The sequence below is a fragment of the Kribbella ginsengisoli genome, assembly GCF_039537185.1.
Lineage (GTDB): Bacteria > Actinomycetota > Actinomycetes > Propionibacteriales > Kribbellaceae > Kribbella > Kribbella koreensis.
Genome location: NZ_BAABAA010000007.1, coordinates 404,059 through 425,102 on the forward strand (window position 1 = coordinate 404,059; position 21,044 = coordinate 425,102).

Annotated in this window: 21 protein-coding genes and 1 tRNA gene; 12 read left to right on the plus strand and 10 right to left on the minus strand. The window is 66.2% G+C overall.

Annotation, left to right across the window (positions count from 1 at the left end; genetic code table 11):
• Positions 1–85: 85 nt before the first annotated feature.
• Positions 86–904 (plus strand): TIGR03620 family F420-dependent LLM class oxidoreductase, encoded by an 819-nt coding sequence (locus ABD768_RS25370; RefSeq protein WP_344844632.1) that lies wholly within the window; start codon positions 86–88, stop codon positions 902–904.
• Positions 905–937: 33 nt separating this feature from the next.
• Here ABD768_RS25370 and ABD768_RS25375 read toward each other — a convergent pair whose 3' ends face one another.
• Positions 938–1,441, minus strand: a complete 504-nt coding sequence (locus ABD768_RS25375; protein ID WP_344844633.1) for a GNAT family N-acetyltransferase — start codon at positions 1,439–1,441, stop codon at positions 938–940.
• Entirely contained in the window at positions 1,438–2,070 is a 633-nt protein-coding gene (locus ABD768_RS25380; RefSeq protein ID WP_344844636.1) for a CatB-related O-acetyltransferase, read from the minus strand. Before ABD768_RS25380 ends, ABD768_RS25375 begins: the two co-directional genes overlap by 4 nt.
• Before the next feature lie 79 nt (positions 2,071–2,149).
• Here ABD768_RS25380 and ABD768_RS25385 point away from each other — a divergent pair.
• From ABD768_RS25385 to ABD768_RS25395, 3 genes are all read left to right on the plus strand, one after another.
• Positions 2,150–2,237: transfer RNA gene (locus tag ABD768_RS25385), tRNA-Ser, on the plus strand.
• A 378-nt stretch (positions 2,238–2,615) separates the two neighbouring features.
• Entirely contained in the window at positions 2,616–3,062 is a 447-nt protein-coding gene (locus ABD768_RS25390) for a hypothetical protein (RefSeq protein WP_344844639.1), read from the plus strand.
• A 246-nt stretch (positions 3,063–3,308) separates the two neighbouring features.
• On the plus strand, positions 3,309–4,817 hold the full coding sequence (locus ABD768_RS25395; RefSeq protein ID WP_344844642.1) for an MFS transporter: 1,509 nt from the start codon (positions 3,309–3,311) through the stop codon (positions 4,815–4,817).
• Here the strand turns inward: ABD768_RS25395 and ABD768_RS25400 are convergent.
• Together ABD768_RS25400 and ABD768_RS25405 are read right to left on the minus strand one after the other, a co-directional pair.
• The gene (locus ABD768_RS25400) at positions 4,801–5,226 is read right to left on the minus strand and encodes a hypothetical protein (protein WP_343967302.1); all 426 of its coding nucleotides are present in this window, start codon (positions 5,224–5,226) and stop codon (positions 4,801–4,803) included. The genes ABD768_RS25395 and ABD768_RS25400 overlap by 17 nt on opposite strands.
• A 75-nt stretch (positions 5,227–5,301) precedes the next feature.
• Positions 5,302–6,174 carry a class I SAM-dependent methyltransferase gene (locus tag ABD768_RS25405; protein ID WP_343967301.1) on the minus strand — a complete coding sequence of 291 codons (873 nt, stop codon included), beginning with the start codon at positions 6,172–6,174 and terminating at the stop codon, positions 5,302–5,304.
• Positions 6,175–6,278: 104 nt separating this feature from the next.
• Here ABD768_RS25405 and ABD768_RS25410 point away from each other — a divergent pair, with 104 nt between their 5' ends.
• From ABD768_RS25410 to ABD768_RS25440, 7 genes are all read left to right on the plus strand, one after another.
• On the plus strand, positions 6,279–6,650 hold the full coding sequence (locus ABD768_RS25410) for a nuclear transport factor 2 family protein (RefSeq protein ID WP_344844646.1): 372 nt from the start codon (positions 6,279–6,281) through the stop codon (positions 6,648–6,650).
• A 90-nt stretch (positions 6,651–6,740) separates the two neighbouring features.
• Positions 6,741–7,379, plus strand: coding sequence for a GPR1/FUN34/YaaH family transporter (locus tag ABD768_RS25415; RefSeq protein ID WP_343967297.1), 639 nt, complete (start codon positions 6,741–6,743; stop codon positions 7,377–7,379).
• 125 nt (positions 7,380–7,504) lie between these two features.
• Positions 7,505–8,701 (plus strand): glycosyltransferase, encoded by a 1,197-nt coding sequence (locus ABD768_RS25420; protein WP_344844648.1) that lies wholly within the window; start codon positions 7,505–7,507, stop codon positions 8,699–8,701.
• The gene (gene helR / locus ABD768_RS25425; protein WP_425558451.1) at positions 8,688–10,892 is read left to right on the plus strand and encodes an RNA polymerase recycling motor ATPase HelR; all 2,205 of its coding nucleotides are present in this window, start codon (positions 8,688–8,690) and stop codon (positions 10,890–10,892) included. Before ABD768_RS25420 ends, helR begins: the two co-directional genes overlap by 14 nt.
• 90 nt (positions 10,893–10,982) lie before the next feature.
• Positions 10,983–11,903, plus strand: a complete 921-nt coding sequence (locus tag ABD768_RS25430; RefSeq protein ID WP_343967291.1) for a carbohydrate ABC transporter permease — start codon at positions 10,983–10,985, stop codon at positions 11,901–11,903.
• Between the two features lie 10 nt (positions 11,904–11,913).
• Positions 11,914–12,861 carry a carbohydrate ABC transporter permease gene (locus ABD768_RS25435; RefSeq protein WP_344844654.1) on the plus strand — a complete coding sequence of 316 codons (948 nt, stop codon included), beginning with the start codon at positions 11,914–11,916 and terminating at the stop codon, positions 12,859–12,861.
• A 7-nt stretch (positions 12,862–12,868) separates the two neighbouring features.
• Positions 12,869–14,254, plus strand: a complete 1,386-nt coding sequence (locus tag ABD768_RS25440; RefSeq protein ID WP_344844657.1) for an ABC transporter substrate-binding protein — start codon at positions 12,869–12,871, stop codon at positions 14,252–14,254.
• Here the strand turns inward: ABD768_RS25440 and ABD768_RS25445 are convergent.
• From ABD768_RS25445 to ABD768_RS25465, 5 genes are all read right to left on the minus strand, one after another.
• Positions 14,225–14,914: a phosphatase PAP2 family protein gene (locus tag ABD768_RS25445; RefSeq protein ID WP_343967285.1), complete on the minus strand. Its 690-nt coding sequence runs from the start codon at positions 14,912–14,914 to the stop codon at positions 14,225–14,227. The two genes, ABD768_RS25440 and ABD768_RS25445, sit on opposite strands and share 30 nt — an antisense overlap.
• On the minus strand, positions 14,851–15,546 hold the full coding sequence (locus tag ABD768_RS25450) for a phosphatase PAP2 family protein (RefSeq protein WP_344844659.1): 696 nt from the start codon (positions 15,544–15,546) through the stop codon (positions 14,851–14,853). Before ABD768_RS25450 ends, ABD768_RS25445 begins: the two co-directional genes overlap by 64 nt.
• A 37-nt stretch (positions 15,547–15,583) precedes the next feature.
• A complete protein-coding gene (locus tag ABD768_RS25455) occupies positions 15,584–17,812 on the minus strand; it encodes a N,N-dimethylformamidase beta subunit family domain-containing protein (RefSeq protein WP_344844660.1) in 2,229 nt (742 codons plus the stop codon).
• 84 nt (positions 17,813–17,896) lie between these two features.
• On the minus strand, positions 17,897–18,676 hold the full coding sequence (locus ABD768_RS25460) for an MBL fold metallo-hydrolase (RefSeq protein ID WP_344844663.1): 780 nt from the start codon (positions 18,674–18,676) through the stop codon (positions 17,897–17,899).
• Positions 18,677–18,743: 67 nt separating this feature from the next.
• A complete protein-coding gene (locus ABD768_RS25465) occupies positions 18,744–19,610 on the minus strand; it encodes a nitroreductase/quinone reductase family protein (RefSeq protein ID WP_344845313.1) in 867 nt (288 codons plus the stop codon).
• 148 nt (positions 19,611–19,758) lie between these two features.
• On the opposite strand from ABD768_RS25465, the gene ABD768_RS25470 reads away from it, so the two are divergent.
• Positions 19,759–20,298 (plus strand): TetR/AcrR family transcriptional regulator, encoded by a 540-nt coding sequence (locus ABD768_RS25470; protein WP_344844666.1) that lies wholly within the window; start codon positions 19,759–19,761, stop codon positions 20,296–20,298.
• A gap of 5 nt (positions 20,299–20,303) precedes the next feature.
• Here the strand turns inward: ABD768_RS25470 and ABD768_RS25475 are convergent, their stop codons facing one another.
• On the minus strand, positions 20,304–21,038 hold the full coding sequence (locus ABD768_RS25475; RefSeq protein WP_344844669.1) for an endonuclease/exonuclease/phosphatase family protein: 735 nt from the start codon (positions 21,036–21,038) through the stop codon (positions 20,304–20,306).
• Between the last annotated feature and the right edge of the window lie 6 nt (positions 21,039–21,044).

The following is a 21,044-nucleotide window of genomic DNA, read 5'->3' on the forward strand; positions in this document are numbered from 1 at the left end:
CCTCAGAATCCACCCCTCCGGTACGCCGGAACGCCCACCTGCCCAGCGGTGGAATGCATCCGCCGACGAGTCGGTTGGCATTGCTATGACGAGCCTTGACTTCGGCCCCTTCGGAATCACCACCGGCTTGACCAGCAGCGCTGACTCCCTGGACGCGGCGAAGGCCGCGGAGGACCTCGGCTACCCCGCCATCTCCCTGTCCGGCGGCCCACTCCCCGGCCTCCAGACCGTCGCCGACCTGATCAGCGCGACCTCGACGATCAGATTCATCACCGGCATCCTGTCGATCGACCAGTACACAGCCGCCGACGTCACCGCGGCGTACACCAACCTGGAGGCCACCGCCCCCGGCCGCTTCACCGTCGGCCTAGGCGGCGCGCACGGTCCCCACCCGATCCCGCGCCTCAACGAGTACCTCGACCAACTGGACGGCGTACCGACTGAGCATCGCCTGCTGGCAGCCCTCGGCCCCCGAATGCTCAAACTGGCCGCCGAACGAACCGAAGGCGCCTACCCGTTCCTCATCACGCCCGAGTACACCGCCGAGGCACGGGCGCTCCTCGGCCCGGACAAGCTACTGACCGTCGCCCACCTGGTAGTCCTGGAGACCGACCCCGACCGAGCCCGCGCGATCGCCCGAAACACCATCAGCTTCTTCCCCCAGATCCCCGGCTACAACGCCTCTCTCAAACGCCAAGGCTTCACCGACGACGACCTGACCAACCTCCCCGACCACCTCGTCGACTCACTGGCCGCCTGGGGCACCCCCACCCAAATCGCGGACAAACTCCACGAACACCACACCGCCGGCGCCAACCACGTCTCCATCAACGTCATCACCGGCATCACCGGCCCCCAACCAGTCGACGAATGGCGAGCACTAGCCCCCGCCCTGCTCACGTAACAACACAGGCCCCCACGTAGCCGCCATACGGCTTTAGCACAACGACTTCTCGTAAAGCCGCGCAGTACTCTCCAGCTTGTCGTACCGATATCGCTTAGCCTCACCGGTCCACTCAAACCCCAGGCACTCCCAGAACCCCTGCGCCTCCCCGGCATTCGTATCCACCACAGCCAACCTGAGCGTCCGTACCTCCGCCCACTCCCGCCCGACGTACTCCTCAATTCCCCGGTACGCCGCCGCGCCCAGCCCCCGCCCACGATGCCTCCCGTGGACTTCGAGCAGCCCAATGAAAGCCGTGTGCTCATTCGGGTACCCCCGCAGTAGATCGACCACCGCGGCAAGCTGCTCGCCCTCCCACAGCCCGAGCACCTTCTTGGCTTCCTCCGCCACTCCGTCAGGCCGCATCATCAAGAGGCTCTGCGCATCTGCCGCGCCCGGCGGATACCCGGTCACCCGCTCGGTATACCCCGGATCCGACTCGATCAGCTCCTGAAGCGCATCCACATCGCCCGGCGCGAGCTCCCGCAGTACCGTCACTCCGCAGCCTCCAACTCCTCGATGCTGCCGGCCATGATCGCCGGGACGTGGCGGGTCACCTTCTCCGGCGGCCAATCCCACCAGGCCACCTCGAGCAACCTAGCGATCTCGTCCTCACCGAATCGCTTGCGAACCAACTTGGCCGGATTCCCGCCAACAATCCCGTACGCCGGTACGTCGTCAACCACGACCGCCCTGGCCGCGATGATCGCCCCGTCCCCGATCCGCACCCCCGGCATCACCGTCGCCCCGTACCCGAACCACACGTCATTCCCCACCACCGTGTCCCCACGCCCCGGCAACCCGGTGATCAACCCGAAGTGCTCCGCCCATGCCCCACCCATGATCGGAAACGGAAACGTCGACGGCCCATCCATCCGATGATTGGCCCCGTTCATCACGAACGTCGTCCCCTCACCCAGCGCGCAGTACTTCCCGATCCGCAACTTCTCGGGCCCGTAGTGATACAGCACGTTCGTCTCGACAAACCGCTCCGGCTCCACCGGATCGTCGTAGTACGAGTAGTCCCCCACCTCCACCAACTCCGAGTCCACCACTCCCCGGAGCAGCACCACCCGCCCAACCCCCGCCATCGGATAAACAACCCCCGGATCAGGCACACCAGTCATACCCCCGACCCTAGGCCGCACCCGCTCCTCCCCACCCCCGATTTTCCTCCCCACCCGTTCCTCGCGTATCCTCGCGCCTGGAGGATTCGCCTAGAGGCCTAGGGCGCACGCTTGGAAAGCGTGTTGGGGGCAACCCCTCACGAGTTCGAATCTCGTATCCTCCGCCACTCTTCAGAAAGAGCCAGACGCACCTAGCGTCCGGCTCTTTCTGCATCCGAGGATGACTCCGCCCACGCGGCTCGTACCTCGCCGCTCCCCACCCCCCAGCTCCGCGGTGCTCCTCCGTCGCGCCGCACGCTGCCTTTGCCTGCTGGCGGTCCTCAGCGCGGCGATGACTGTCAGGGCTCGGCTAACGGAATTGGTCCCACTCGGACTCGAATTGGCTTAGGGCCACCAGCGGGGTTGCAAGGGTGCAGTCGCGTGTGTGGTCTCGGAGGGGCGGTGTGCTGACGCCGATGGGCGTCTGTCGTCGGTGGGCTCGACGTCTGGTCAGGGTGGGGGTGGGGTGGGAAGCTGCTGGCCCGCTCATAGTGAGGATTGGCATCATGAATTTACAGTTCGTCCGGCGGCTGGTTAGCGCGGCTGCTGCGGTCTTTGTCGCGGTCGTGTTGGTGATGGTGAGTCCGGGGGTGGCGTCTGCCGCGACGGTCAACAATCCGCCGATGTTTCGGGCTACCGAGGTCAGCATCATTCAGGATGATCTGTGTACTGGGAACTTCCAGGCTTACGTGTGCTTCCAGAAGTACGGGGACAACTTCTTCGTCGTGGACATGTATCAGGACAGCTCCTCGGCGGTGGCGTACTTCGAGACTGATTACGGGCGGACCGGGGCGTGCTACAACCCGTACGGCAAGGGGCATGCAGGGGTCTGCAATCTGGACCTCAAGGAGGGCTCGCGCGTGTGCATGTACGCGGGGATCGTCGACCGCAGCGGCGCCAACATCGTGGTCATTGCTCTCGATACCAAGAAGTGCTTCTACAACGATCACTGATCGGGGCCTGTGGCAGACACACGCCACCACCGCAAAGGAGCCGGACGCCTTGCGTCCGGCTCCTTTTTTGGTCCGACAGGGCGGCGGAGGGCATGGGATTACGTGTTTTGCAAATCCGGCGATGGGCATGGAATGTGCTTTGCTGCAACGGTTTTCGGGGAAAGTTCTGAAGTTTGACAGTGGCTTTTGAGGGTGTTTATGGTCCGGTCGGTCAGGGGTTTGCCGGTCGATTGGTGAGGGTGTTCGATGGCCGTGATCGTGGCGTTGCCGACGGGTCGGCGACGGTTGGTTCTTGGTGTGTTGATGGTGTGTTCGGTGATGATTTGGCTGGACAACACGGTGCTCAGTACGGCGTTGGAGACGCTGGCGGATCCGGGGCGTGGCTTGGGGGCTGGGCCTGGGGAGTTGCAGTGGGCTACGGGGGCTTACACGTTGGCCTTTGCGGGGTTGATGTTCAGCGCTGGGGCGGTGGGGGATCGGGTTGGGCATCGGACGGTATTCGGGTGTGGGTTGGTCGTTTTTGCCGGCGGGTCGCTGTGGGCGGCTTATGCGGGCGGCGCGGGGCAGCTGATTGCGGCGAGGGCTGTGATGGGGGTGGGGAGTGCGCTGATTACGCCTGCGATGTTGGCGATTCTCATGTGGACGTTCACGGGGGCGGCGCGGGCTGCGGCGATCAGTGTTTTCTCGACGTCGGCGGGGGTGGGGATGGCTGCTGGGCCGGTGTTGGCGGGGTTTTTGCTTGGGCATTTTTGGTGGGGGTCGGTGTTTTTGGTCAATGTGCCGGTTGCGGCGGTGGCGCTGGCTGGGGTCGGGGTGCTGGTTCCGAATTTTCGGAGTTCCACGCAGCGGCCGCTGGACCCGGCAGGGATGGTGCTGTCGATCGCAGGGCTGGTGGCGCTGGTCTACGGGTTGATTCGGGCGGGGCAGGTGGCGGCGTGGAGTCGCGCTGACGTGTGGGGACCGATCGTTGTCGGGCTGGTCTTGTTGGCGGGGTTCGTGGTCGTCGAACTGCGGCTCAAGGCGCCTAGCTTTGATCCGCGGTTGCTGGCCCAGCGTGTGTTCGGGGGTGGCAACGTGGCGCTGGGGTTGCTGCTCTTCGGGGTCGCGGCGATCACCTTTTACAACGCGTTCTACCTGCAGGGCGCGCTTGGGTTTTCGCCGATGGAGGCGGGGCTGGCGAATGTCCCGACGGCGCTCGGGGCGCTGGCGGGGGCGCCGCTGGGTGCGCGGTTGGTTCGGCGGTGGTCGCTGCGGGCGGTGAGCGTGCCGGCGATGACGGTGGCGGCGCTGAGCATGGGCGGGTACGGGTTTGTTGGGCTGCAGACTCCGCTGGTCTGGATCGAGGTGCTGTTGCTGGTGCAGGGGCTCTCGATCGGGATGGTGATCGGGCCTGTTACCGCCGCGCTGATCAGCGATCTGCCACTGGAGCAGGCGGGTGCCGGGTCGGCGGTCACCAACACGCTGCGGCAGACCGGCAGTGTGATCGGGATCGCGGTGGGTGGGACGGTCATGTCGATCGTCTACCAGAGGGCGATCGAGTCTTCGCTCGACGGGCTACCTGGTCCGGTACAGGACCAGGCGCGCGTATCCGCCGAACAGGCCCGTCACGTCGCCGCTGCTATCCACCAGCCCGCTCTTGCTCGGGCTGCTGATGATGCGTTTGTCCATGCCATGCACGTTGGTGCGGGCTGGATCGCGGTCATCGCGGTGGTTGGAGCGGGCGTCCTGCTGGTCAGCCTTAGACGACCTGGGTGATTTTGCAGTCGATGCCGGCGGGGCCGATGGGGAGTAGGGCGGGGGTGGTGCCGGTGAAGGTGGTGGTGCCTTGGACTTCGAAGGTTTGGGTGCCTATTTGGGCTTGGGTGGCTGCGTCCAGGACCTCGACGGTGACTGAGTAGCTGGAGGCGTCGCCCGTGATGGTGCCGGTGATGGTTACGGTGCCTTGGGAGCCGACGGTGTTGACCTGGCAGTTGACGCTGGTTTGGTAGCTCTTGCCGCCTACCGACGGGGCACTGGTGCCTGCCGGGCCGGCTCGGTCGTAGAGGGCGGCGGCGACTATCAGGACGGCGAGTACGGCCAGGGTGATGATCAGGCCGGTCTTCCGCCTGGGGCGTTGGGGGGAGCCGTAGTCGTCGCCGGCCATGGTCCATTCGTGAGTCGGCATCTGTCCCGTCGCCCTGGTCGATTCTGGTCGGCGCGGTAAGCGCCGGACAGTGTTATACCCCAACGACCGGGTCGGCTACTTCAGAGCGGCGATCACTCGCATGGAGCCGCTGGTGACGCGGATGCGGCGGTCGCGGAAGAGGCGGGTGCGCTCGAAGGGCGGGATCAGGCGGGAGGCCGGGTGAAGGAGCTCGCGGACCCGGGAGGTGACGAACGGGAGGGCGTAGTACTGGTAGGCGCTGTCGATCGCGGTCACCTGGAAGTCGGTTCGGTGGAGTAGTTCGGTGATCGTCTTGTGGTCGTAGTAGCTGACGTGTTCGGGGATCTTGAAGGAGACCCAGCGGGAGCCGGAGACGCGGGACAGGAGGCTGCCGATGTTGGGGGTGACCATCACGATCAGGCCGCCGGGGTTGAGCAGTCCCCCAGCAGTACGGAGGAAGGCAGCTGGGTCGGTGACGTGTTCGATCAGGTGGGAGGCGAAGATGACGTCGTACTTCTCGGCCTGGATCTCGGGGATCTCTTCGACCAGGCCGCAGTACACGCGGCCGGGGTAGCGCTCGTCGGCGAACTTCACGGCCGAGGGTGACAGATCGACCCCGTACGCGTCGTAGCCGGCGTCGAGAGCCGCCTTCAGGAAGTAGCCGTAGCCGCAGCCGACCTCGAGGATGCGGCCGGTCGGCACGAATTCGGCGATCCGGCGGACGTCCTCACGGAAGGTAGCCAGGTACTCGGCTTCTTGGCTCTCGTACTGCGAATAGCCCGAACCCTCGCCGCCGAAGTACGACTCCTCCTCATAAAGCGCCCGCAGCGTCTCCGGCGTGGGCGTCGGCACCAATTGCACCAACCCGCACGCCGGGCACTCCTCGATGCCGTAACCGTCCTTCGCGCCCCGCGGGCGGAAAGGCCCGCCGGCACCGCACAGGATGCAGACGACAGATGCATCGGTCATTGATCAGTCCCCGCCTCGGATCACGCCGTATTGCGCAAGACCAGGACCGTATCGCGTTCAAGGGCCCCATCCCGATGGCTCGGCTTCTGCTTAGGGTGAACGGCATGAGTGCCGAGACCGAGGTTCTTGCTGTTTCCGCGGCTTGGGATGCCGCGCTCGTCCGTAACGACGCGGAGGCAGTAGCCGCGTTCATGGCGGACGAGTGGGTGTACGTCGGTCCGACGGGCCCGACCGGGAAGGCCGCCATCGTCGGTTGGATCGCCGGCGGGCAACTGGCTCACCACACGATGGAGATCGTCGGGGAGCCGCGGGTCGCCGGGCATGGCGACTCGGCGGTCGTCACAGCGCGTAAGCGGAGTACCGGTGCCTGGGAGGGCGTCGCCTATGCAGCGGACGAGTGGATCAGCGAGGTCTTCGTACGGACCGACGGCGGCTGGAGCTGCGTGCTCAGCCATAAATGCCCGGTGACCGCCTGAGGACAAGGGGTGTCTCAAAACGAGACATACGGTGATCGGACGGCTACCTACGCTCGCTGTATCGGGATTCTCGCCCTGAAGGAGCTGGCCATGACGACTATCGACGCCGACATTCAAAGCGCTCAGCACGCTGCCGAGGTTGAGGTTCCAGCGGTGACCGGAGATCCGGCGCTGATCGGGCTGCCGAGCTTCATCGTGGGGTCGGTGGCGCTCGGGCTTGTTCTGGTCGGGTATGTCTCCGCAGCGGGGGTGGGGGCGTCGCTGCCGATCATCGTCGCGGCGACGGCCCTCGGGCTGACGATCGCGGCCATCTGGGCGGCGGCTGTCGGGCAGAGCGCGGTGGCTGGGGTGTTCGGGATCTTCGCCGGGTTCTGGTTGAGCTACGCGACGCTCGTGCTGGGGTTGACGCACAACTGGTTCGCGATTGCGGCCGGCGATGCCCTTCACACACAGGGGTTGTTCGTCATCTCGTGGCTCGTCGTGATCGGGATGCTGACACTGGCGACGTTGCGGCTGCCGGTCGTCTACACGCTGCTCTTCGCGCTGATCGAGATCGCCTTGGTACTGGTCCTGATCGGCACACTGCAGCAATCCGCCGGCACGCTGAAGGTCGGCGGCGTGGTGGTCTTCGTCTTCGCGGCGGTAGGCGTGTACCTGTTCTTCAACGCCGCCTCGCAGTCGACCGGCGGCAAGGCTCTTCCGCTCGGAAATCCAGTCGTCCGCGGCTGAGAAAAACGAAAGGCAAGGAGAAAGGATCTCCCTGCCGTGTCTAAGTTATAACGCATGGGGGGACTTGCCGCAAGGCCCCGGTGATGCTTCACACTCACTCCCTGTAGCCGATTTGGGGAGTGTGGATGCGGGTTTTGTTGTCGACGTACGGGTCGCGCGGGGACGTCGAGCCGATGGTCGCGCTGGCGCTGCAGTTGCAGGCCAGAGGTGCGGAGGTGCGGGTCGCAGCGCCGCCGGATTTCGAGGAGTTCCTGGCCGGCTTCGGTCTGCCCTTGGTGCCGATCTGGCGGTCGGCGCAGGGGCTGACCAAGTCGAAGCCGGCGGCTTCATCCATTCCAGAGCGGGCGGCGGAGATCGTCGCGGCCGAGTTCGAGGTGCTCACCGACGCGGCGCGCGGGTTCGACGTAGTAGTTGCCACGGGCATGCTGCCGGCGGCGGCCGGTGCGTTGTCGGTGGCGGAGTTGCTGAACATCCGGGCTGTCTCGGTGACCTTTCAGCAGCTCACGTTGCCATCCAATCAGCGGCGGCCGTTGGCGCTGCCCGGACGGCCGCTCCCCAAAGACGTGACGGACAACCAGACGCTGTGGGGACTGGATGCCGAGAGCAACAATGCACTGTTCGGCGAGGCGCTCAACAGCAGCCGGATCAAGTACGGGCTGCCGCGGGTCGACGATGTTCGCGGGTACGTCGTCGGCGACCGGCCCTGGCTGGCGACCGACCCGACGCTCGATCCGTGGCAAGGACCCCAGCCAATCGTCCAAACAGGCGCCTGGATCCTGCCGGACGAGCGCCCACTGTCCAACGACCTCAAGGAGTTCCTCGACAACGGAGAGCCGCCGGTGTTCGTCGGCTTCGGCAGCATGCCCATGCACTCCTCGGAAAACGCCGCCGAGGCGGCCATCGAGGCGGTACGCGCGCAAGGCCGCCGCGTGATCCTGAAGCGCGGCTGGGCAGAGCTCGACCTCATCGATGACCAGGACGACTGCTTCGTCGTCGACGAGGTCAACCAGCAAGCACTGTTCCCGCAGACGGCCGCCGTCGTGCACCACGGCGGCGCCGGTACGACGATGACCGCGACACGAGCCGGTACGCCGCAAGTCATCGTCCCCCAGTTGGCCGACCAGCCGTACTGGGCCGGCCGCGTCGCCGACCTGGGCATCGGGACAGCCCACGACGGCGCGGCCCTGACCACCGAATCCCTCTCCACCGCCCTCAAAGCCGCACTACTGAAGAAACCAGAAGCCCAAGCGATAGCAGCCAAGATCCGCACCGACGGAACAGCAGTGGCCGCGGAGCTGCTGCTGCACGATGGGAGCCGCTGACGTGAACCCCTTGAAAACCAGCGCTTTCGACCTCCCCGCCAACCTCGCAGCCAAGGCCGACCCCGCCCTGATCGGCAAGGACGAGGAGCATTTCGCCGCGATCGCCGACAGCCTCCAGCAGACGATCACCGAACTCTCCGAGCGCCTCGACGAGACCCGCAAGGCCCCCGGCGGCGAGGGCCAGGAGGCGCTCGACCGCGACCTCGAGGTCCACCGCCTGACAGCACGGCTCCGCACCCTCAAACGCTTCGGCCTGGACCTGACCCTCGGCCACATGGTCACCACCGACGACGAGGTCGTGTACGTCGGCCGCCTAGGCCTCACCGACCGCGACGGCCGCCGCCTGCTCATCGACTGGCGATCCCCCGCCGCCGAGCCGTTCTTCGGCGCGACCCACGCCAACCCGATGGGCCTGTCCGACCGCCGCCGCTACCGCTGGACCCGCGGCCGCATCACCGACTACTGGGACGAGGTCTTCACCGCCGAAGGCTTCGAAGGCCATAAAGCCGCACTCGACGATCAGTCCGCGTTCATCGCCAGCCTCGGCAGCAACCGCTCGGCCCGGATGCGGGACGTCCTCGGCACCATCCAGTCCGACCAGGACGCGATCATCCGCGCCGGCTCCCGCGGCGCGCTGGTCGTCGACGGCGGCCCCGGTACCGGCAAGACGGTCGTCGCACTGCACCGTACGGCGTACCTCCTGTACTCCGATCCGCGCCTCGACCACAGTCACGGCGGCGTACTGTTCGTCGGCCCCCACCAGCCCTACCTGGCCTATGTCTCGGACGTACTCCCCAGCCTCGGCGAGGAAGGCGTGCAGACCTGCACCCTGCGCGACCTCCTCCCCGAGGGGCCAGCAGCACCCGACGAGCAGGACCCCAAGATCGCCCAGCTCAAGGCGACCGCGGACATGGTCAAGGCGATCGAACCGGCCGTCCGGCTGTACGAAGAGGCACCCACCAAGCGGATGACGGTCGAGACGCACTGGACCGATATCCCGCTCACCTCCGCCGACTGGGCCGAGGCGTTCGGATCGGCCGACCCCGGTACGCCGCACAACGAGGCGCGCGACCAGGTCTGGGACGAGCTGCTCACGATCCTGGTGGACAAGCACGTCGAAGAGTACGAAGACGAAGACCTCTCAACCGAGACGATCCGCAGATCCTTCGAGCAGAACGAGGATCTGATCGACGAGTTCGGCAAGGCCTGGCCGCTGATCGAGCCGACCGACCTCGTCGGCGACCTCTGGTCCGTCCCCGCGTACCTCCGCATGTGCGCGCCCTGGCTCAGCCCCGAGGAGGTCAAACTCCTGCAGCGCAAGGATCCCCAGGCCTGGACGGCATCGGATCTACCACTCCTGGACGCAGCCCGGCAGCGACTCGGCGACCCCGAAGCCTCCAGACGGAAGCGTCGGCAGACGGCCGCCGCCGCGGTCGAACGCGAGCGGATGAAGGACGTCATCGACCACATCATCGAGGCCGACGACGACAACGAAGGCTGGATCCCGATGCTGCGCGGCCAAGACATCCAGGAGGCGCTCGTCGACACCGGCGGTCTGCCCACCGCGGACCCGGACTTCCTCAAGGGCCCGTTCGCGCACATCGTCGTCGACGAGGCCCAGGAGCTGACCGACGCGGAATGGCAGATGCTGCTGCTCCGCTGCCCGTCGCGCAGCTTCACCATCGTCGGCGATCGCGCGCAGGCCAGGCATGGGTTCACGGAGTCGTGGGAGGAGCGGCTCGAGCGGGTCGGACTGGATCGGATCAACCTGGCGTCCCTGAGCATCAACTATCGGACGCCGGAGGAGGTGATGACGGAGGCCGAGCCGGTCATCCGCAAGGCGCTGCCGGACGCCAACGTGCCGACGTCGATCCGCAGCAGCGGGGTGCCGGTGAAGTACGGGGACACAGCCGAGTTGGAGCAGCTCGTCGACGGCTGGCTCGCCGACCATCAAGAGGGGATCGCGTGTGTGATCGGCGATCCGGCGTACCGGCCGGCTTCTCCACGGGTACGGTCGCTGACGCCTGAGTTGTCCAAGGGGCTCGAGTTCGATCTCGTCGTACTGATCGATCCGGAGTCGTTCGGTGAGGGCATCGAGGGTGCCGTTGATCGGTACGTGGCGATGACCCGGGCGACACAACAGCTGGTGATCCTCAGTGTGCCCCTTGTCACACTCGATGAAATGGATTAGTTTCAGCCTGGAAGTAATCCCCTCCAGGCATGATTCAGGTGGTCGCTCTCTGTCGCCGGCGCGTGCCGTAGTACCGGCGAAGGAGACAACATGGCCAGTACGACGCCGCCCACGGCGGCACCCGCTCGTCGTACCCGGGGCGGGGCGCGTGACGACACGCGCCTCGCCCTGCTCTTCATCCTGCCCGCCCTGATCGGCTTCCTGGTCTTCATGGTCTGGCCGACCCTGCGTGGGATCTATCTGAGCTTCACCAAGTTCAACCTGCTCACGCCGGCGGAGTTCAACGGCCTGGACAACTACGTCCGGATGGTCCAGGACCCGGTGTTCTGGAACGCGTTGAAGGTGACCTTGTACTACGTGGTCCTCAACATCGGCATCCAGACCGTGCTGGCGCTGGTGATCGCCGTGATGATGCAGCGGCTGACCCAGAAGACCTGGCTGCGCGGCATCGTCCTGACGCCGTACCTGGTCTCGAACGTGGTCGCCGCGATGGTCTTCCTCTGGATCCTCGACTACCAGCTCGGCATCGGGAACAAGCTGCTCGGTGCGATCGGGATCGACCAGATCCCGTTCCTGTCCTCCGACACCTGGGTGATCCCGACGATCGCGCTGATCAACGTCTGGCGGCACCTCGGCTACACCGCGCTGCTGATCTTCGCCGGGCTGCAGACCATCCCGAACACGGTCTACGAGGCCGGCAAGATCGACGGCGCGAGCGAGGTCCGGATGTTCCGCCACCTCACCGTGCCGCTGCTGCGGCCGATCCTGTCGCTGGTCCTGATCATCACCGTGATCGGCTCGTTCCAGGTCTTCGACACGGTCGCCGTCACGACTCGCGGTGGACCCGTCGACTCGTCGCGGGTGCTGCAGTTCTACATCTACGACATCGCGTTCGGCCGGTTCCAGTTCGGCTACGCGTCGGCCATGTCGGTCGCGCTGCTGCTCGTCCTGATGGCGATCACCTTCGTCCAGTACCGGTTGACCCGGGCCGACTCGTCCGACCTGGCCTGAGGAGGCGAGCATGAGCATCATTCTCGACAGCACCCCGTCCGTCGCTCTGCCGGCAGACGACGTACCGCCCCCAGCTCCGCCACGTCGGTTCAGCATCGGCCGCGGCCTGGCCTGGACGTTCATGATCCTGGTGATCCTGGTCAGCCTCTTCCCCTTCTACTGGATGCTGCGCACGGCCCTGTCCAGCAACAACGCCCTGTACGCCGGGGGCGACAGCGCCCTGCCCGTGCAGCCGTCCCTCGGTGGGTTCGAGCGGGTCTTCGGCCTGCAGACCGGGCAGGCCGCGATCGACGCGGGCGGCGCCGGCCAGGAGATCCACTTCTGGCGGTACCTGTTCAACTCGGTCGTCGTCTCCACCCTGATCACCGCGGGACAGGTGTTCTTCTCCGCGATGGCGGCGTACGCGTTCGCGCGGTTGCAGTGGAAGTACCGCGAGCGGGTGTTCGCGTTCTTCCTGGCCGGCCTGATGATCCCGTCGATCTTCACGCTGCTGCCCAACTTCGTGCTGATCAAGCAGCTTGGCCTGGTGGACACGCTGCTCGGGATCGCGTTGCCGACGATGTTCATGACGCCGTTCGCGGTGTTCTTCCTGCGCCAGTTCTTCCTCGGCATCTCGCGCGAGGTGGAGGAGGCGGCGCTGATCGACGGCGCCTCGAAGACCAGGGTGTTCTTCACGCTGATCCTGCCGATGTCGGTGGCGCCGATCACGACGCTGGCGATCCTGACCTACATCGCGTCCTGGAACGAGTACTTCTGGGCGCTGCTGGTCAGCTACACCGACAAGTCCCGGGTACTGACCGTGGCGCTCGGCGTCTTCAAGTCGCAGACCCCGCAGACCGGGCCGGACTGGTCCGGGCTGATGGCGGCCACGCTGGTCGCCGCCCTTCCGATGCTCTTGCTGTTCATGATCTTCGCCAAGCGCATCGTCAACTCCATCGGCTTCAGCGGGATCAAGTGAGGACGCCATGACGACTATCAGGCAACGGATCCGGGCAGCTGCCGTCGGCGTCATCCTGACCGCGAGCACGCTGACGGCGTGCAGCGGCGGTGGGGGCTCGAGCACGAACGGCACGATCGAGTACTGGCTGTGGGACTCGGCGCAGCAGCCGGGGTACCAGAAATGCGCCGACGCTTTTCATCAGGAGAATCCCGACCTGAAGATCCACATCTCGCAGTACGGGTGGGACACGTACTGGTCGAAGCTGACCGCGGGCTTCATCGCCGACACCGCGCCGGACGTGTTCACCGATCATCTGTCGAAGTTCGCGCAGTTCGTTGATTTGAAGGTACTTCGCCCGCTCGACGACCTGGCGCCGACTGCCGATATCCAGGACAGCGACTACCAGGAAGGTCTGGCGGAGTTGTGGAAAGGCCAGGACGGTAAGCGTTACGGCGCTCCGAAGGACTGGGACACGATCGCCATCTTCTACGACAAGGCCGTTCTGAAAGCGGCCGGTGTTGATCCGTCGGAGCTGCAGAACCTCAGCTGGAACCCCACCGACGGCGGTAGTTTCGAGAAGCTGGTCGCGCATCTGACCGTCGACGTGAACGGCAAGCGCGGTGACGAGCCGGGCTTCGACAAGGAGCACGTCAAGATGCACGGGCTGTCCGCCGAGGGCTCGGGCGGTGGCGGTTGGGGGCAGACCCAGTGGTCCGCTTTCGCCGGCAGCGCCGGGTGGCAGGCAACGGACAAGAACCCGTGGGGCACGAAGTTCAACCTCGACCAGCCGTCGCTGCAGGACACGCTCAGCTGGTACTTCGGGTTGGTGAACAAGGGCTACATGCCCAGCTACGCCGAGATCGGTGGTACCAACTCCGTCGGCACCGACAAGCAGATCCAGTCCGGGACGGCCGCGATGGGGCTCAGCGGGTCGTGGATGATCTCCACCTTCACCAAGCTGACCGACGCCAAGGGCAAGAAACTCGACATCGGGCTGGCACCGACGCCGATCGGCCCGAGCGGCAAGCGGGCGTCGATGTTCAACGGCCTGGCCGACTCGGTCACCACCTTGTCGAAGCAGCCCGAGAACGCGGCCAAGTGGGTGAAGTTCCTGTCCGGCGAGCAATGCCAGAACATCATCGGCCAATCCGGCGTCGTCTTCCCGGCCCGTCCGGCCGGCACCGACCTGGCCATCAACTACAACAAGACCGAACGCAAACTCGACGTCACCCCGTTCACCCAGCAGGTGAAGGACAAAACGACGTTCCTCTTCCCGGTGACCACCAACGCCGCCGACATCACCGCCTTGATGGCACCCCGCCTGGACGCCGTCTACATCGGCAGCTCACCCGTCTCATCCCTCACCAAACTCAACAACCAGCTAGACAAACTCTTTGAGGTTGCTTCGTAGGGCCAACGACCTGGTGCGGTGGCGGTACCAGGCGTAGGCGATCAGGGCGCACACGATGCCGTTGAGGAAGGCAGCGGCGATGTCTGTCGGGTGGTGCATGCCTCTGTAGAGGCGGGCGTAGGCGACCAGTAGGGGCATGCACAGACAGACGATGATCGTCAGGGTTCGGAGCCAGGCGCGGTGAATGGCCAGGGCCAGCAGGGCGAACGACAGGTACAGGCCGGTGGAGGCGCCGGTATGGCCGCTGGGGTAGCTGCCCGTCGGGGGTGAGGGGTCGAGTTTCTCGACCTCGGGGCGTTGCCGGCCGACGACCTGGGAGGCGATCAGGAAGATCAGGCCCTGCATGGCGATCGCCAGCACCGGTACTGCGGCGAACCGCCAGTCACGGGTCCGCCACAACAGGATGGCCGCGACGATGATGCAGACACCGATGACCGATTCCGTATTGCCGATGTGCGACCAGATCAGCGTGATCGTGTTCCAGGTACCGTCGCGTTGGTTCGCGAGGTCCTTGTTGACCGCCTCCTCGGAGTGCGACAACCCGTCGAGCGGGCCCTTCAAGGCGAACCCGAAGCCGACGATCACGCCACCCAGCCCTACGCAGGGTGCGACGGCCCGGGTGAGGAGGTCGCTGCCGTCTTGCCGATGAAACCGATCCATGATGAGTACACGATCCCTACGCCGAGGATGAATCCCGCGACCACGTCGGACGGGAAATGGGCGCCGATGAAGATCCGGTCCAGACCGACGGCGACCACCACGAGGGCAGCCACCGCCGTCCCGATCCGCCGGCCGGCCACCGACAGCAACGGCCACAACAAGAACACCAGGACGCTGGCCGCCAAGGTGATGTTGAGGACGTGACCCGAGGGAAACGAGTACCCCTGGGCATGCGGAACCGAATCGTCGACGATCGGCCGCTCCCGCTGAACGACGAGCTTGGCCAGCGCCCCGATCGACCAGCCGGCCATCATCGTGACGCCCGCCCACAACGCCCTGCCCTTCAACTTCCTGGCCCGCCACGCCCAGATCACCACGACGAGCGAGACGGCGTAGACGCAGACCGGCTGGCTGATCGCCTGCACGACCTCCAACGCCGTCACCAGCCCGTGCCGCACGGAGAAGCTGGTCGCCCGCCCGATCGCCGAGTTGTCCAGATCGATCAACGGATCGAACTGCTGCCGCACCGCGAACCCGAGCACCAGCACCGGCAGCGCGAACACCGCCATCGCGAGGACCCCACGCAGCAGCCGCCACCCCCGCGTCCGCACCACCACGCCAGCCGTCGTCATCAATCCCCAGTGCCCGCGCACCTGCACCCGAAACGCCCTATGGCTGACTGGCCGTTGCGAGGGCCTGCTTCGGTACTGCGGCGCGGAGCTTCGCGGTGTCGATCGGTACGACGAGGTCGCCGCGACTCACCCATTCGGCGATGTTCGCGACCATCGCGCCGACCGCTTGCTGGGAGGTCACCGATGGCGCGGGGACTGCCCAGTTGGACGGACATCGCGCGACCAGGAAGCAGCCATATGCGAAGGTCGAGCCGTTGAGGACCCGAGCCCCGGACGGCGCCGTATAGGTCGTCACGTGCATCGGTGTCGCCTGGCCGCTCGTCCGGCAGGCTCCGGTAGCGGACGCCACGATCGCCTGTCCCGCCTGCTGGTAGAGACCCGGCTGGACGTAGTCGACCTCGCCCGCGACGAATCCGGGCAGGTCCGTGCCTGGTTCGACTCCGTCGAAGAGCCAACCGTTCGTGGTCGTCAGGGTGTTGCCGACGACGGCGCAGATGTACTCCGCGCCGAGCAACGGCTGCGACGCATAGCCATCACCCAGGTACCGCCAGGTAGTCGAGGTGTAACCGGCCGTGTAGCGGTCGATGTCCCAGGCCCGCCTGCTGTCGTCGGTATAGGTGATCCGCCGGTACGCCGTATTGGCGCCGAGGTTGGCCACATTGACCCCAGCCGCAATCGCCTGACTCAAAGCCGCCCGCATCCGCAACGAGTAGTACTCGTCATGCCCAGGCAGGAAGACGGTCCTGGCCCGATCAGCCACCTGCCCCCCGAAGGCATCCAGGTCCTCGTCGGTCCAGTACGTGACGTCGAGCCCCTTCGACTCGGCCCAGAACACCAGCCCCTGCTCGAGCGGAAGGAACTGGCCCGAGCCCTGCCCCTCGGCGTACGGGCGGTCGAAGGTCAGCCGGCCCGAGCCGGTGGCCAGGCTGGTGTAGAAGCTCACGCCGCCGTAGTTGTTGTACGCCTGCCAGGTCGCCGTGGCCTGCTGGATGAGCAGATCGTGCTTCGCCCCGCTGTCGTCGCGGATCGTCAGCGGCGCGTACGACGCGACGCCGCCGCCGCTGACCTTGACTAGATAGGTGCCGGGCACCCATGTGCCATCGATCGGAATGGTCGTAGTCATCGACCAGTGCGCCGCCGACGTCATCCGCAAGTCGTGGCCGTTGTCCGTGCCGCCTGTGGTCGGATCCGGTTGGATCACGGTCGGCACGCCATCTTGTCGCCAGATCTCTCGAGCGCCCAAGCCTTGGTAGTAGCCCATCCGGTAGGCGACGACGCTGACCGGGTCGCCCGACGTCACCTTCAGGCCGACGATGTCGCCGCAGGTCGCGGACGTCTGGGTGAGGTACGCGGCGAGCGCACCGTTCATCGAGGGCGGGATCACCCAGTCGGCGGTCCCGGTCTTCGCGTTTTCGGTAGCTGTGGCCGGCCAGTTCGCCGGACATCCCGCACGGCCTCCCGGGAGCGATCCGGGCGGTATGGCAGGCATCGCGGCCGGTGGAGCGATCAGGGCGAGGGTCGTGGATCCGGACATCAGCGCCGTGCCCGTCGAGGTCGACGCGGACATCGCCAGCGTGAGAATTCCGCCGTACTTGGACAGTACGAGCCCGTTGACCGGGATCGACAAGCGGGCGCCGGCCTTGACCGAGAGCGGTGCTCGTGGCCTCCAGGTGGCGTATCCGCCGGAGGTGGCCAGCGTTCCGTTGATACTCGTGACGGCGCCCGATGCGCCGGCCGGCAACTGCATCCGCACCGAGCTCAGCACGCCGGCCCGCCCCACCGTACCGGCGTAGGTGAGCGTCGTCGTCTGCCCTGGAATCGGATTGGTGGCGATGATCTTCACCGCCGCCGGCGGGACGGTTGCCTGCAGCCCCAATATGCCGCTGCCTGAGGACAGTACTGCCCCGGTTGTCCCCGTCGCCTTGAAAACAAGGCTCCAGGGGCCGCCGCTCGGCAAGCGTAGGCCGTACAGCGGGATGGCGAGTCTGGCGCCGACAGCGACAGCGATCGGCTTGGCCGGACGCCAGCGAAGTACACCGGGCGACGCCGTCGTCACCGTGCCGTTCACGGAGGTGATCCTGCCAGTCGATCCGGGAGGCACCGCCATGACGACGTCTCGCAGTACGCCCGCGCGGGTGATCGTTCCGCGATAGGTCAGGGTCGTCGGCGACCCTGTGGACGCGGTGACGGTCACATTGGCGCTCACCACAGCGGTTGCGGTCAGTACCGAACTGATCACCGACAAAACGACAGCAAGAAACAACACCCTCCGGACCATGGTTCCCCCCTGGACCCCACTCCCCTTCTTTCGAGGTTAAGCACAGAAGGCCGTTCCGGACCAGACCGAGATTCAGCCTGTGACCCACTCGATGCCGGAGCTCACCCGGCCGGCGGCCAGCCCCGGGAAATGCGCACCCACCCCCGGCGTACTCCGCATCCGCTCCCAGAGCCGGTCCCGACTGCGCTGCGCGGCCGCGGCGTCAACGTCACCATAGGAATGCCAACTCGGCTCGGCCAACTGAATCGGACACGTGATCGCGTCCCCCACAAGCAGCAAAGCCTCATTGCCCGAGGCAACCTCCAGGCACAGATGCCCCGGCGTATGCCCCGGAGTCAGTACGACGCTGACGCCCGCCGCGACCGCTGTGTCATGCGTCAGTGGATGCTGCCGATCGGCATGCGCCAGGAACCCGTCCCGAATATGCGCCCGGATATCACCCGGCCCGTTGACGAAGTAGTCCCAGTCCGCCGCTCCGTACCAGATCATCGCGTTCGGAAAAACCGGCTCGGCCGCCAGATCGAAGAGCCACCCCACATGGTCGGTATGAAAATGCGTCACCACGACGTCGGTGATGTCCCCGGCCGCCACCCCCAACGCCCCCAGCCCGACGAACAACTGCCCGCCAACCAGCCGCATCCCCTGCGCCAACTCATCCTGATCCGGCCCCAGCCCCGCATCGACCAGAATCGTCCGCTCCCCGGTCCGAACCAGAAAACACCCGATCGGCAACCAGGCGAACCCAGCCCGCCCAAAAAACGCAGACGGCCCGACATCCTCTCCGAAGTACTTCGGATGCACGACGAACGTCCCGTCACTCACCGCATCCACCCGAATCCCACCAACCTGCATGCGCGCCTCCTCCGACTGGTCGTCAGGGCCATCACAACAGCACTGACGGCCAGCCGGAAGGACGGGGTCAGCCGCCGAGCAAAGGAAGCAGCTGGGCTTCCTCGTGGGCCAGGTGGTCGAGGAGGGCTTTGGTCAGGCGGTCCAGTTCCGGGGCGATGGCAGCGGGGGTGGCTGTGGCGAGGAGGGATTGGAGGTCGTCGAGGAGGGTGGCGATGGTGTCGTGTTCGGCTTGGAGGCGGTTGATGGTTTCGGCTGCTTCGGGGTGTTGGGCCAGGACCGCGGGGAAGATGCCCTGGGACTCGCCGCTGTGGTGGTTGTGGAGGCCCTGGCAGAGTTTGAGGCAGTTGATTCTGAGTTGGGCGCCGAGGGTTGTGGTGGCGCCGGTGGTCAGGACTTCCTTGCGGATCAGGGTGAGTTCGCGGCGGAAGGCTTCGTGGATCTTCAGGAGTAGGTCGGCGATCGAGCCGGTACGTTCGCCAGGCGGGCCGGTTGTCGCGCTGACGAGGGCCACGACCGGGATGGTTCGGGTGGTGTTCGCCTGGTACTTCGCCCAGCCGGGGTCGGCCGCGGCCAGTCGGGCGAAGGTTTCGGTGCGCTCGGCGTCTCGTAGTACGAGGGCTGTGGCGGGGTAGGTGAAGAGGCCGGTCTCGACCGTGCACGCGGGGTTGGCGAGCAGGTTGTGGTACCAGCCGGGGTGCTTGGGGCCGCCGCCGGCCGAGCCGACGACCAGGACGCGGTCGGTGGTGTCGGGGTAGTACCCGAGGATCGCCGTCCGGGGCAGACCGGTGCGGGCGCCGGTCGTTGTCAGGAGCAACAATCGCGCATCTTCGAACTGGCCGCCGACGCGGCCGTCGTTCGCGCGGAACTCCTCGATGAGCTGCTGGGTGAAGTCGGACAGGGTTCTGTCTGCTTTCTGGCTGAAGTGAAATCTCAGGACCGGAGAAACGCAGAGATGAAGGGGGCCCGCGAACGCCCCCGCCGCCGCTCAGAGAGCAGCCGGGTGCCCTACTCGTGTATGGCTCGAGGCCGACCCGGCAGTCACAGGGAAGAGATTAACCAGCAAGCGGGTCACAATGTCTGTCGTGGACTCATTGCGCGACCGACTCGTCGTGGCCGGTGTCGAGCTGCTCGAAACCGAAGGGCTGGCCGAGCTCTCGTTGCGGGCGATCACTCGGCGGACCGGCGTCTCGCACGGCGCACCTCGCCGCTACTTCCCAACCCACAACGCCTTGCTGGCAGCCATCGCCGCCACCGGTCTCGCCGATCTGGCAAGAGACCTCGGTACGCCGACAGCGGCCGGCTCCGCCGAGGAGCAGCTGATCGAGTTGGGCGTCCGCTACCTGGCCTTCGCCCGCACCCGCCCGGCGATGTTCCAACTCATCTTCCGCCACGACCTGCTCGAAGGCGCGGGCGGCAACCTCCGTCAGACCTCACTCCCCCTGCTGGCCACCATCACCACCCTGATCGAACAAACCGGCGCCGCCGACGCCCCCACCCGAACCATCACCCTCTGGACCAACCTCCACGGCCTCGCAACCCTCACCATCACCAACGCCCTGGCTCTTCTGGACGCGGACCCGGCCGCGTTGATCCCGGGCATCGTGCACACCCACCTCTCCTGAAGAGTTCAACGGAGGTCGGCCAGTACTCCGTAGTGGTCGCTGAGCCAGATGTTTTCGACGGGGGTGGCGCCGATCAGACGAGCTGCGCTGATCGGTGCCAGGGTGAGGATGTAGTCGATGCGGCGACGGTGCTCGGTTTCTCCGAGTAGCCGGAGGATTTCGGCCGCCGCGACCGGGTTGTCGACCGTCCAGGTGTACCCGGGTGCATCGGTCGTCGCGGACCAGGCGTCCTCGTAGTACCGGAGGAGATAGCTCATGGTCGGCGAGTCCGGCGCTGCGTTGAAATCACCGGCGACGACCGTCGGCGACGCCGTGTGGTGCCTGGCATCCAGCGCGGTGATTTCGTGCGCCTGCTGGAGGCGGGCTTGCTCGTGTTCGGGTCGCCACGGGGTGGTGGGCACGATGAGGAGCTGTTCGCCTCCGTCCGGTACGTCGACCGCGACCGCGACCGTCCACCAGTGTGGATCGCCGCGATGCTCATCGACGTCGACGACCCGATGCGGCCATCGGGTGGCGACGACCGTGCCATGGCCGACGCCGACCGGCGCGATCAGCTCATGTTGCGAAGTGGTGTGGATCAGCCCGGTACCGGCCGTCAGTTCCGCGAGTTGGGTGCCGGGGTGGCAGACCTCTTGGAAGGTCGCGATGTCGGGGGACGCGCGGCGGAGTTCAGCGTTGATCAGGGCGGTCCGGCGCGGATCGCCCTGATCGTGCTGGACGTTCATCGTCAGGACTCGCATCGATCG